Source organism: Thermodesulfobacteriota bacterium (assembly GCA_035559815.1).
GTDB lineage: Bacteria > Desulfobacterota_D > UBA1144 > Nemesobacterales > CSP1-2 > DATMAT01.
Window position 1 is genome coordinate 30,821 of record DATMAT010000065.1, and the last position, 12,616, is coordinate 43,436.

Genomic DNA, 12,616 nt, shown 5'->3' on the forward strand with positions numbered 1-12,616 from the left:
AAAGTTCGACGGTAAGTACATCATAAGAGGTAATTTCTCCATATCTAGATGTTAACCTATTATCTATTCTTGGACATTTCCTCTGTTTTAAGCGGTATAGGATTAAGAATCCTCCGCGTACTTTAGTAACTGACAGCGAGGCTAGCTTAGTTCCCCTCTCTCGGAAATGAGCCGGTTTAGTATCTCCTTCTGGATATCCTCGATTTGAGATTTAACGCGAATGATTTCTTCCGTGGGTTTTCCTCTTTCCTTGCATTCCTCAAATACCGCATCAACCTTGGAGAGAATTTGTCTTAACTTGGTTTGTGCTTCTATGTTTGCCTTGATGAACATATCCTCGTCCTCCCACTGGCGTTTGGAATAAGATTCTAGCTCCTTTGCCTGGATAAGCAATTCTCTAAGCCGGTCTCTGTAGCCATGGAGTGATTGGTGAATCACCGCCTGTACCTCTACCCTTTCTCCTGGGTCTCGCCAAAGTATGTTTTCAAGGATATTTAGGTCACTTTCCTCGACGTCGGTTCTTCCGTCGAGATAAGCCTTAGTCTTGAGGAGTAAAACCGATTGCTTATATCGTCTATCCGACAACACTATCCCCTTTTTTTTCAGCTCCCCTCTAATTTGAGAGATTATTTTTACTATATGCGACGGAATGCGCACGTTTCTGGCCTGGGATTGGCCTTGTTTGATCTCTTCTAATTCGATTGTAGTCTTTTGGCTCATCGCCGCGTCTTCCTGAATCATCTTCAAGAATCGGAAATCCTCTTTTATGTAATCCAGGACGTATCTCAGTAAAAACCGGTCATATAGTGCTTCCAGTTCATCTTCTTCCGAGGGGAGCTCGTTGCTTGCACCAAATAATGTAATTAGGGGGATCTGGATAGCATCCTTTCCGTTGTGAAATATTCTCTCGTTCATGATTGTGAGGAGGCTGTTTAATATCGAGGAACTGGCCTTAAAGACCTCATCCAAAAAAGCGATGTGGGCCTCGGGCAGTTTGCCGGTTGTAACCCTCCTATATTCATCGTTCTCCAGGCCTTTGAGGCTGACCGCCCCGAAAATCTCTTCCGGGGTGGAAAACTTGGTAAGAAGCCACTGAAAATACCTCGCTCCTGCTATGCGATTGCAAGTTTCATGAGCGAGCAGGGATTTAGCCGTACCGGGCGGGCCTATAAGAAGTATGTGATTCCCGGAAACAAGCGCGCAAAAAATTCCGTCTATGACCTCTTCTCTCTCGAAGAACTGGGCCTTCAACTCTTCCTTGATTTTCTTTATTTTTTCTATCGTTCTTTCCATGAGATGATTTTAGTGCCGGATGATGCCTCGTCCTGGCTTTTTCTTATGACTGCTTTAATTACACTTATGGTCGGATTAATCTCTCCGAGCATCCCTATGGATGTCACGGAGAATACATCACTCTCCCCGGAGTTCAAAACCACGCCGGTCAGGCCGGCGCTGATTCTAGATTCCGGGTCGATGCCCGAGGCTATTTCCCGGACACTCCTTTGTTTAATTATGGGCTCGTCGACCCTCTCTTCTATAACTGCTTCTGCGATCCTTTCTGCTATGTCATCCGAGACTTCGTTCGATGAGCCGCTTCCCTGCCTTCGAACAGCCGATACCCCTGCGCCTTTTATTGCTGCCATCATCACGACTTTTGGCGCGGTGCTGAAGTTTACCCTCTTATCTTTAGGATACACGGTAACATAGTCTTTTATCATGTTGAAGAACTCGTCATCCATGCCATCAATCAGGCGCACTTCCTCGAGACTATCCAGTGGGCCATTCTTTATGACGTACGGGTTTTCCAGGCTTTCGTAGAATCCGGCGTCGGCGCCGGTCTGGTCCTGGTCGTTTTGGTTCTCTGAGCCCTCTATTGGACGATCGAGCCAATTAATCAAGCTGGCTATAAAGCGACCCGACTTGCGGCTGTCCACTCCGAGGAGTCGAAAAAGTTCATTAAGCTCCGTAAGCACCTGCTGGTCAACCTGGTTGGTAGTTTGACTCACCAGTGCGTTGAGGTTTATTTTGGAGCGTTCGTCGATCACCGTAATAGACACCGTTCCGTTTCCTACCGGAAAGGAAGGAACATTGACAGCCCAATACCCTTCGGAGTAGCCGGTTTGGTCCCCGAATAATCCGGTGATTTCTTTTATTTCTTCGAGCGGCCGGTTGTTTATGGTTCCGGCAACCACCTGAACCCCCGATTTTGCTATGTAGCGTGCGATTATCTCGTCCCTGGTATTTGCGGAAATTTCATTGTCAACCTGAGTAAAGTATATAAGGTCGACCACCAAAGTTGTGAGTATAGCAATGGCTATTAGTACCACAACCAGCACAACTCCTGCCTCTGATTTTCCTTGGTCTGTATTCATAACAGTCTTCTTAACTTCGGCTTGGTCGTTAGATGTCCTTTCTAATTAGCAGTAGGAATGGGTATCAAAGAGCTGAAGATGAAATCTTCTCCCGTTGCACTTCTCAAAATCAAACTCACCTCCAGCGCCTTGGGAAGAGAACCGGTCTGCTTTGAGTCCCATACCTCGATCAGGCCTTCTGCATTGTCCGACACATAGGCCAGGTTAAAAGCCACTACGCGTTCCGAGATGGGGTATTGGGTCCCGCCGGACTCGGACCCGATTTGGGGATTTTCTCTCCTCATAAGAAGATATAGGTCACTTTCCGGTATAGGCTGTAGATGGTAACCGATCTCAGCTTGATCTGAGCTCTTTGTATTGATCCCCGCCTCTCGGGAGAGGGAGACAAAATGTATGTGGCTTCGGCCGTCCTCTTTTCTGCCGATAAAAGACGGGTATGTAGTCTTACCCGATTCCGAGTATACTTTGCCTCTAAGGTATGCTCCATGTAAGTCTTTAGTCATTCTGGAAAAAATAACGCTGGCCTCATGATAGAGTTCCATAGCGTTCTCTGCACTGTCCTTTGCTTTTATAATCTGAAAAAAAGAGCCGTAGAGAACCGTTAGCACAATTGCTCCTATGACGATGGCTAACAATACCTCCAGTAGTGTAAATCCTTCATTCCAGGTCGGCGACCGCCAGCGTGACCTCAAAATCTTCTTCTCCTTCGTCCCAAGTGATGAGTAAACGAATCACCCTTATCTCCGTGCCCAACTGGGAAATCTCGAATGGTCTTACCGAGAGAAACCAATTGAACCCGGGTGCTTCCTCAAATTCTCCCTGCTGCTCTCTTATTTCCGGGAATCCTTCAAGCTCAACCTCCGTTATCTTTTTTTGGGCTAATATCCCGGCTATAGTCAGGTTTTTTGATTTAGAGGCTAAAATTAGATTTCTATTCACCGCGGATAAGAGTACGGCTAGGGCTGTCCCCAGTATCACTACGGCAACCAGAACCTCTAGCAGCGTAAACCCAAGCTTCTGAGATTTTTGGTGTGCCTTATTTGGTCCTGGTAACAAGCCCTTTAATCTCCGGTTTGGTCTATCTACTGTGAAGAAGGTCGACATACTCGTCGATTACGATTGTCCCCCCGGTGTAGGGTTTGGTAGCTATCGTATAATTAGCACCGCTTTCCGCTTCAAGGTGTATGACCGCCGGTTCCACAAAACCAGTTGGCATGAACAGTATAAAAAGATCACCCATCTCCAGGGTTTTTCCGGCGTTTCTCTGGGTAGTAATATCTTTAAAATATACCCCTTCCGGAAGTTTCTTTCTCCCAAAAATGGGGTCGTTGGGAATCACGAACTCGTTTCCATCCTGAACTTCCACCCAGTATTCACCGTTGCCGACGTCAAACTCTAATTTATATAGTCGTTTCTTGAATGCGGCTTCATTGTATAGGAGCCTTATTAAACTGCTTAGCCTTCTGGAAGCGCTCTTGATATTAACATCCGCTATGTCTTTAAACTTAGGTATAGCTACTAAAAAAAAGGCACCGAGTAGGAATATTACTACGGCTAACTCTATGAGTGTGAAACCTCGTTTATCGCTCATTGGATATTACGGCTGGTGATGTCGTCATCACTCGGGTATAAGCCATCCGGCCCCGGTGATATTATTTCATAAGAGCCATCCTGAGTTTGGTCTGGTCCTATGTATATAAATTCGTTACCCCATTGGTCTTTGGGAACCGTGCTCCCCTCCAGGTATCCTTCTGAGGCGTAACGATTGGGAATTCTCCCCACGGTGGGAGGGGTAACCAGGGCTTGTAGGCTCTGCTGGGTCTCCGGATAAAAAGCATTGTCCAGTTTGAATTGCTTTAAAGCGGTCTCCAGTTGCTTTATCTGAATCTTTGTTGTCTCCAGCCTTGCTTTATCGAGCCTCCCGATTACATTTGTACCGACAACATAAGCAAGCGCCGCAATGATCACCAAAACTACCATTATCTCTATTAGGGTAAAACCGCCTTGTGCTCTCATAATTAACCTCCGATCGTAGATGTTAAATCAAATATGGGTAAAAGAATGGCAAAAACTATAAAACCAACTACCACCCCCATTATTACTATCATGATGGGCTCGAGAAGGGAAGTGAGAGCAGAAACGGAAGTTTCTATCTGCAAATCATAAGTATCGGCAATCTTTACGAGCATTTCTTCGAGTTCTCCGGTCTGTTCTCCGACGGCAATCATCCGGGTCACCAGCGGAGGGAATACCCCGCTATCCCGGAGGGGGCCAGCGATACTTGTTCCTTCCTTTATATTATCTCGTACACTTCTGAGGGCGTTGCTATAAACGGTATTTCCGGCGATCGCCTCTGCTATCTCGATGGCGTTGAGTAACGGGATTCCACTCGCCAGTAGTGTCCCCAGAGTGCGTGTAAACCTGGATATTATAACCATTTTAGCGATTCTACCAAATATGGGGATTCTCAATGTTAAACGATCGAGGAGCATCTTTCCCCTTTCCCTCTTGCTGAATTTGTATGCGATAAAGGACAGGCCTATTAACAGGATTAAAATAACAAATAGATTCTGGCTGAAAAAGCTGCTGAACCCGATAAGTAGCTGGGTAATATAAGGAAGGGCCTTTCTGCTTTCTTCAAATATCCGAGCAATTTTGGGAATAACGTAGGACATCATGAAAAAAAGAACCCCGCTTCCTATGAAAAACATGAATATGGGGTATACCAATGCACTCCTCACCCGGGACCGGAGCGCAGTCTGTTTTTCCAGAAAATCGGCCAACCTCAGAAGGACTATGTCGAGCGTCCCGCTCGCCTCGCCGGCTCTCACTATGTTTACGTAGAGGTCGGAAAAAACATTAGGGTGCTCTCTCAGCGCATTATTCAAGGAACTGCCCTCGCTAATCTTATCCTTTACCTCAGTCAGCACTTGGCTGAGTTTTGCGTCCTCGGTCTGTTCAGAAAGTGCAACCAACGACGCTTCGAGGGGAAGCCCAGCAGATATCAGGGTGGAGAATTGTCTTGTGGTAAGCGCCAGCTCCGAGGTGCTTATTCCCTTGAATAAAGAAAAGCTTCTGGCCTTTTCTTTCTTGACTTCGCTGAGCGAGGATAGAAAAACACCCTGGCGCTTGAGCTTCTCGGTTGCCGATTTTGCCGATTCGGCGTCTAACACCCCTTCTACTGTCTTACCTTTTTCGTTGATTGCTTTGTACTTATAAACGGGCATCTTACCACTATTTTGTATCGGCGATTTCGGATTGCGGAATAATCAAGTTCGAGATCCGCAATAAATCCGAAATTGTTACTTACGTCTCGTCCTCAGTAACTCTCATAACCTCATCTATAGAAGTTAAACCCCTCAGAACCTTCTCCGCTCCGTCCATCCTGAGTGTAGTCATTCCGTTCTCCAGGGCTTTTCTCTTTATAGTCGAGGAGTCGGTGGTAGCCAGGGTAAGGCCTCTAATTTCATCGTCTATCAGCAATATCTCGAATATTCCGCTTCTACCGCTGTAGCCGGTGCCAAGACATTCATTACAACCTTTGGCCCGGTGCAAGACACCCTGCTGAAGGTCTTTTCTATCCAGCCCTATTCTGGCCAGTTCATCGTCTATGGGCACGTAAGGCTCTTTACAGGACTTGCAAAGGAATCGAATGAGTCTCTGGGCGACCACGGCCATCAGGGAGGAAGCGACCAGAAAAGGCTCGATTCCCATATCGATGAGCCTGGTTATGGCGCTGGCGGAGTCATTGGTATGGAGCGTCGAAAAAACTAGGTGACCGGTAAGGGAGGCGTGAATGGCTATATCGGCTGTCTCTCTATCCCGGATCTCTCCCACCAGTATAACGTCGGGGTCCTGACGGAGGATTGACCGTAGTCCGTTAGCAAAGGAGAGATTTACCTTGGAATTTACCTGGATCTGATTGATTCCTTGAATTTGATACTCTACCGGGTCTTCAATGGTAATGATTTTTTTGTCGGGGGAGTTGATTCTTTCTAGGGCCGCATAGAGGGTGGTTGTTTTTCCGCTCCCGGTGGGCCCGGTTACCAGGATAATACCGTGAGGCCGATGGATGAGCGAATTTATGGTATGCAGTTTTTTTCCTTCAAGCCCTAGGTCCTCCAGGCTGAGGAGAACCGAAGAGCGGTCTAAAAGCCTCATCACAACGCTTTCTCCCCATGATGTAGGAACAGTGGAGATACGAACATCTACGTCCCGTCCGGCCACTTTTACACGAATCCTACCATCCTGTGGTTTTCTCTTCTCCGCGATATCGAGTTCGGCCATGATCTTTACTCTCGAGATTATCGACGACTGAAGCCTTTTGGGGACCGAGGTCACCCTATGCAAAAGACCGTCTTTTCTAAACCGGACCAGTAAGTCCTTCTCGAAACACTCCATATGGATATCGCTGGCCTTCTCCTTAACGGCTTGAAAGAGAAGCGAGTTGACGAACCTAATTATAGGGGCCTCATCCTCTGCTTCCAAGAGGTCTTTGGGCTCTTGAAACTCCGACTCAGTGATCCCTAGGGTCTCGTCTTCGATCTCGTCCCTCATCTCCTTGCCGCGTTCATACACCTTGTTTATGGAATCGAGGACAACTTGGCTTAAAGCCAGCATAGGCTCCACTTCGCACCCAAATAGCGATTTTACTTCGTCGAGCACGTATAAGTCGATTGGAGGAGCCAGTGCCACTATAATTTTCTCCTCCCCCCTTTTTAGTGGAATCAGCCTATACTTTTTGGCAAAGCTTATGGGAAGGAGTTTTACTAGTTCTGAGTCGATATCCTTTTCGGAAATACTATATATATATGGGATTTCATAGAAATCGGATAGAACCTCAAGAACCTCCTTGTCGCTCAGTACCTTTGATTTCAGGAGCGTCTCTTCAAACCTCTCTCCATTCCTGGCTAGAAGCTCGTCTATCTTAACCCAGGCTTCCGGGTTCCTCTGGCTTATAATCTCTTCAAGGCTCTTCATAGCTTCAATAACCTCCCTGTTTCTCAAACCCCCTATCTTGAAGGAGCATGTTTCTTTTCTGCCTTTCTTCGAGCACTTTCTGCATGTCGGTCTCTGTTTCTATAATTCTGGGGGTTAGGAGAATCATAAGATTAATCTTTCTGCTTTGTCTTTGCTTGAATTTGAATAGGTATCCAAAAAGCGGAATATCGCCTAGAAGCGGAACCTTGTTCTCGACGACTGTTTGCCTATCCTGAACCAGCCCACCAATAACGATTGTCTGGCCGTCTTTTACGATGATGGAAGAATCGGCGGAACGGGTAGTTGTAGTGATTCCGAACTCCTCTGTATTAAGGTCAGCGGGAGCGGGGCTTGTAGCAGAAACCTCGGTATGTATGATTAGGTTTAAATAATCGCCCTCACTAATTTGTGGGGTTATTCCAAGTATAATTCCGACTGGCTGACGGTCTATGGTCTGCACGGTGACCCCGGTTTCGGAGACGGTGCTTCCGGTGGGGAACGGGATGACATCGGCCACTACTATTTGTGCCTCTTCGTTATCGGTGGTGACGATGCTAGGGGTTGAAAGAACGTTCACATCCGTTAGCGAGGCTAAGGCTTCAAAGAGTAGAGTAAAAGAAGGGATTTCAACACCTCCAATCTCAACTGATTCACCTATTACCCCTAAGAAACCTCCTGATATGCTCGAGAGTGCGGCGATTGCCGAACCGGTACTAGTAGCAACCCCAAGTAGGCTTGGAATTCCCGGAAGCTGAGTTCCGCCAAATCCAAGGTCGTCGCCGTCATCAAAGGTGAAACCAAAGCTCAAATTTGTTCCTATGGCTCTCAGTTGTTCGAGACCCACTTCAAGAATAGCCGCCTCGACAAATACCTGTTTTCTCCTAACGTCCAGCTCATCTATCACCCTCTTTATCGTTTCATAATCTTTGCGAGAACTCACGATTATGACCGAATTCGTAGCCGGGTCTGCCGTGATTCTTATCCCTTCTGCCTCCGCTACTACTGCTGCGCCCCCAAGCTCTCCGATATCTTCCCTCTCAATCCGTCCAGTTGTTTGTCCAAAGCCAAGGGTGCCAGTTTGTCCTCTTCGATATTGACTGCCGTATTGAGTGCCAAAGGTTCCGGTACCGAAAGTTCCGGTACCGAAAGTTTCTCCGACACCCCCCGTTGTTCTGCCGCGTATGCCGCGGGTGGTTGTAGTTACTCCTGCTCCTCCCCCTCCGATTAATCCGGAGATAACTCCAACCATTTGTTCGGCATCGGCGTTTTGAAGGCGAATCACGTAGATGCCTTGCTCTGGTTGGTCAACCTCTACATCCAGCTCTTTTATTACTGCTTTAATTTTTTTCATATCCTCGGGGTAGGCAATCACTATAAGCGAGTTTGTTCTCTCATCGGGTATAACCTTGAATTCGGCCTGTCCTGTTGCTTGTCCGGACGTAGTTGGTGTTCTTTGAGGGGTTCTAGTGGTTGTTGTGCGTCGAGTGGGGGTTTGGGTGGTTTGGGCCGGAGCTGCCGGCGCTCTTCCACCGAAGATCTCAATTACCTTAGCCGCAACATCTACAGCATCAGTATGCTCTAGTTTTATGAATTCGATCTCGGTTTCCAGGTCTATATTCTCTATGATCTTAAGTACTTTATTTAGGTTGGATACAGTATCTATGATAATCAGGGTATTCAAAGCAGGATATACCAATATATCTCCTTCCCGAGAGATAAGCGGTTTGAGAATGTTTGCCACTTCGTTGGCGTTTATGTTTTTGAGGGGAACCAGCCTGGTGACGAATCTATCCGAGGGTTCGGCGTATTTAGTCCCGAATTCCGTAGGTAGAGTCTCGGTTTTAATGTCTCTCTTCGGTACTATCTTGCTTATACCGTCCTTTTTCACTATGGCGAAACCATTTAAATCCAAAATCGCCTCGAATAGTCTTAAGGCGTTTTTCTTGTTGAATCCTCCCCGGGGTGATATAACCGTGACTTTCTTTGCTTTTACCGATTCATCCAGTAGAAATGTCTCTCCGGTAATTTCACTTATCGTCTGGATTAAGTCTCTTATGTCCATTTCGCTCTGCAGATTTACTATTTCTTCACCCCTCGGAGTCGGTTCTGGTTGAGGGGGTTCCTCTTGGAATTCGGCCTCGATTTGCTCTGGGGGTAGGGGTTCTTCTTCCTCTTCTACTTCTACTTCAACCTCCTCTTGCGCCTGGGCCGGCTGTTGAACCGTTGTAATCTGTCTTGGCCCGTTGGCCTCGGCCGCGAATGTCAGGTTGTCCAACGGGTGGGATTTCTTCACACCTTCGGGTTCACCAGGAGCATTAACTTTCTTTTCTTCTACCCTTTTTAATTGCCGGAGTTCTTTCGTTGTGTCGGTACTTGGCTCAATCTCATTTTTGGTTTTAATAGCTGCATCTTTTGTGGTGTCATCTACTTCTTCGTTATCGGTGCTTCTTGGAAATGTTTGAGTAGGTTTAAGCCGGCTACTCACATTGGACCGCTCCACCTGCTTAGCTACTACTTCTTTCGTTGTCGTTTGTTTTATTTTTTCACCTTTAGGGAGTTTAGCATTAGATGGGATCTCCAAAATTTGTCCTACCTTTATCCGGTCATCTTTTAGGTTGTTGATTTCTTTGAGTTCTTTGACCGAAACCCCAAACTTCTTCATAGCTATATTGTAGAGGGTGTCTCCTTCTACTACCTTATAGTAAATCGTTGTCTCGACAGAATCGCTTTCCGGGAGTCCCCTTTGTGTAGATGGGGTTTCATTGGCGGTAAGAAGCTCTTCATTTTTTGCCACCGAATTTATTTTGCGGTCTTTTACATAGCCTGTTACTAGCCCTCCGTGGCCGGATTCCCAGGAAAAATACCCTTTTGGTTCTGTATCCTTGTGCGTCTTGGAAAAAACGAATTTTATACTAGCGCCTAAGCCAAAAACAATAGTCAATGTCAAAACAGCTTGAATAGACCATCTCATGAAGCAGTCTCCTCCGAGGCTAGCTAAGAATAGTTAAAAAATAACCTCTGTCCCATGTACTGGCCGCCAACTTCCAAATTACCCCTTTTTGTGCCAGTGATTCGATGCTCCTCTCTCTTTACTCTCGCGCTCATTTAACCGAGTATTCGTAGGTAAACTTTTGTCCCCGCCTGGTTAGATTAATATTAAATTGGCTTTCTCCCCTAAGCTCCTCGAAGAGACTAAGGGCATTTTCAACGTTGCTCAGCTCTACATCATTTATCTTGTGCAATATATCGCCATTTCTGAGTCCGATCATGAAGAAAATGCTATTTGGCCTTATAGCGAAGAACCGAAGGCCGTCTTCCTGGGGAATAACCCGGGCTTGGGTTAGAAGCTGATTTGGGTCGCTTAGGAGTTCATCCAGCATTTTGCGGTCGATTTCATATTCACCCTCGTTGACCTCCTTTATGCCTTCAGCTTCGCTCTTGGGTAAGACTGCACTGCGGCTGCTCACGATCGAACTCCTATCCAGTGCGGATACTTGGCCTAATCTAGATTTGTTGTCTGAAGATGCATTTTCGTCCAAATCTTTTTTGCATCTTATGGTTTCTGCGCCGTCGCTGCGCTCTACCAGCGCCCTGCAGTTTTCGATCTTTGCCAGTTTTACCCTTTCCGATTGGATTATATCAATTAGCTCTCCCTCCAGGTAGCCCCTAACTTTATTCGTATCCAAGTTTTTTATAATGGCTATGGACCTCTCCCCCGGCTCGATGGCGGTGCCAAGCAATTCGAGGTTGAGCGTGGTTTGAGGTGCATCCTGTATTAAAGAGTTGCCCGATGTGGTGCTCTGTAGTCCGAATATATTCCTCTTTAAAATTATTTCGTAGGAGCTTCGTGAGTTTAATTGTTTGAGTTTTTGGCCTTTGCTTTCTGAAGATGTAGTAGTCCCGGGCTTTGTGTTCGATAGACCTCCTTTTATTCTGTCATTCACTATTTGGGCTAGTGTATAAGAGATCCCAACTATTAGTATGAGGTTAACAACCCATATATATTTTTTCAGGACTGATATAAGCATTTAAGTAAATTAATTAATTTTCGCTAAAAAAATAAAGTTGTTTGCTTTATATGTCAAGAGCAATCTTAATTTATTCTCTCCCCCTGTTCAAAATTCCTTCTTATTTCTTCTCTTAGATAATCGGACGCCGCCTCCGGAGGGGTAGGGTTTATGAAAAAGCCAGCCCCCCATTCAAACCCGGCTATGGTGGTGAGGCGAGGTATTATCTCGATGTGCCAATGAAAATCAAACTCAATTGAATCCCAGTGTTCGGGATGGCCTGGACGGCTGAATTTCGGTGGTGCGGTGTGGATTACGAAGTTATAAGGAGGGTCATTTAAAAGCCTCTTGAGCGAGATGAGGTTAAGCTTGAGCACGAGCGCCAGGTCCAGGAGTTCCCTATCGCTCAGCTTAGAGTAGTCATGGAGATGGCTTTTGGGGATTATCCAGGTCTCAAAGGGAAAACTGGAGGCAAACGGCGTCCAGATTACGTAGCCGTTGGTGTCATAAACGATTCTTTTTTCAAATTCGATTTCCTGTTTTATGAGGTCACAAATGAAGCATCTTTCTTTACTCCTGTAATTCTCCCGGCAGACGATCAGTTCTTGTTTCACCACAGGGGGAACCATTGGCGTGGCTATAAGTTGAGAGTGGGTGTGAAAGAGTGATGCACCGGCTTCCGCCCGGTGGTTTTTGAATATTAATACATACCTAAGCCTAGGGTCCCGAAATAGGTCGGTTATCCTTTCTCTGAAGGCAATTAATACGTCTTTTATCCAGTTTAAGTCCAGGTCGGCAAGTCCCTGGTCATGATGGGGGGTTTCGATGATCACTTCGTGAGCCCCAGCCCCGCTTACGACGTCGAATATTCCCATTCCGTATCTAAAAGCGTTGTCCTCAATCTGGAGTGCGGGGAATTTATTGGGTACGACCCTTACTTTCCACCCTGGCGAATTGGGACTCCCTTGTCTTATGGCAAAAATTTCCGGTGGGGTTTTACCCTCTGAGCCTTCACAGAAAGGGCATGAAACGACTGTTCTCTCGGTGTTATTGGGTTGATTCCGGTCAAGGGTGTAGTCACTCGGTCTTCTCGAGCGTTCGGTTGATATTATTACCCACCTGTTTCTGATGGGGTCATATCTAAGTTCACGCATTTATTCTTCTAAGAATCTGCTAAGCCTGATTAATTTCCGTATAATAACACCATAACTATCCTCGACGAGATTGAAGAGTTGGTGGGTGAGGTTTAAATCGTGA

At 46.4% G+C, this 12,616-nt stretch carries 11 protein-coding genes; all 11 read right to left on the reverse strand.

All coding sequences use genetic code 11. The features are described from left to right. Window positions 1-141 precede the first annotated feature (141 nt). A complete protein-coding gene (locus VNN20_15905) occupies window positions 142-1,293 on the reverse strand; it encodes an AAA family ATPase (protein ID HWP93675.1) in 1,152 nt (383 codons plus the stop codon). Next, window positions 1,278-2,372, reverse strand: coding sequence for a general secretion pathway protein GspK (locus tag VNN20_15910; GenBank protein HWP93676.1), 1,095 nt, complete (start codon window positions 2,370-2,372; stop codon window positions 1,278-1,280). Before VNN20_15910 ends, VNN20_15905 begins: the two co-directional genes overlap by 16 nt. A 41-nt stretch (window positions 2,373-2,413) precedes the next feature. Then, window positions 2,414-3,064, reverse strand: a complete 651-nt coding sequence (locus VNN20_15915; protein ID HWP93677.1) for a prepilin-type N-terminal cleavage/methylation domain-containing protein — start codon at window positions 3,062-3,064, stop codon at window positions 2,414-2,416. Then, window positions 3,030-3,428 carry a prepilin-type N-terminal cleavage/methylation domain-containing protein gene (locus tag VNN20_15920; GenBank protein ID HWP93678.1) on the reverse strand — a complete coding sequence of 133 codons (399 nt, stop codon included), beginning with the start codon at window positions 3,426-3,428 and terminating at the stop codon, window positions 3,030-3,032. Before VNN20_15920 ends, VNN20_15915 begins: the two co-directional genes overlap by 35 nt. A 22-nt stretch (window positions 3,429-3,450) precedes the next feature. Then, window positions 3,451-3,963 carry a prepilin-type N-terminal cleavage/methylation domain-containing protein gene (locus VNN20_15925; protein HWP93679.1) on the reverse strand — a complete coding sequence of 171 codons (513 nt, stop codon included), beginning with the start codon at window positions 3,961-3,963 and terminating at the stop codon, window positions 3,451-3,453. Continuing rightward, a complete protein-coding gene (gspG, locus tag VNN20_15930; GenBank protein ID HWP93680.1) occupies window positions 3,960-4,388 on the reverse strand; it encodes a type II secretion system major pseudopilin GspG in 429 nt (142 codons plus the stop codon). The genes VNN20_15925 and gspG overlap by 4 nt, the downstream gene beginning before the upstream one ends. Window positions 4,389-4,390: 2 nt before the next feature. Next, window positions 4,391-5,599 (reverse strand): type II secretion system inner membrane protein GspF, encoded by a 1,209-nt coding sequence (gene gspF / locus VNN20_15935; protein ID HWP93681.1) that lies wholly within the window; start codon window positions 5,597-5,599, stop codon window positions 4,391-4,393. A 79-nt stretch (window positions 5,600-5,678) separates the two neighbouring features. Further along, entirely contained in the window at window positions 5,679-7,352 is a 1,674-nt protein-coding gene (gene gspE / locus VNN20_15940; protein HWP93682.1) for a type II secretion system ATPase GspE, read from the reverse strand. 4 nt (window positions 7,353-7,356) lie between these two features. After that, complete coding sequence (gspD, locus tag VNN20_15945) at window positions 7,357-10,323, reverse strand: type II secretion system secretin GspD (protein ID HWP93683.1); 2,967 nt, start codon at window positions 10,321-10,323, stop codon at window positions 7,357-7,359. A gap of 130 nt (window positions 10,324-10,453) precedes the next feature. Then, window positions 10,454-11,380 carry a type II secretion system protein GspC gene (gspC, locus tag VNN20_15950; GenBank protein HWP93684.1) on the reverse strand — a complete coding sequence of 309 codons (927 nt, stop codon included), beginning with the start codon at window positions 11,378-11,380 and terminating at the stop codon, window positions 10,454-10,456. 65 nt (window positions 11,381-11,445) lie between these two features. After that, window positions 11,446-12,513, reverse strand: a complete 1,068-nt coding sequence (gene galT, locus VNN20_15955; GenBank protein HWP93685.1) for a galactose-1-phosphate uridylyltransferase — start codon at window positions 12,511-12,513, stop codon at window positions 11,446-11,448. Between the last annotated feature and the right edge of the window lie 103 nt (window positions 12,514-12,616).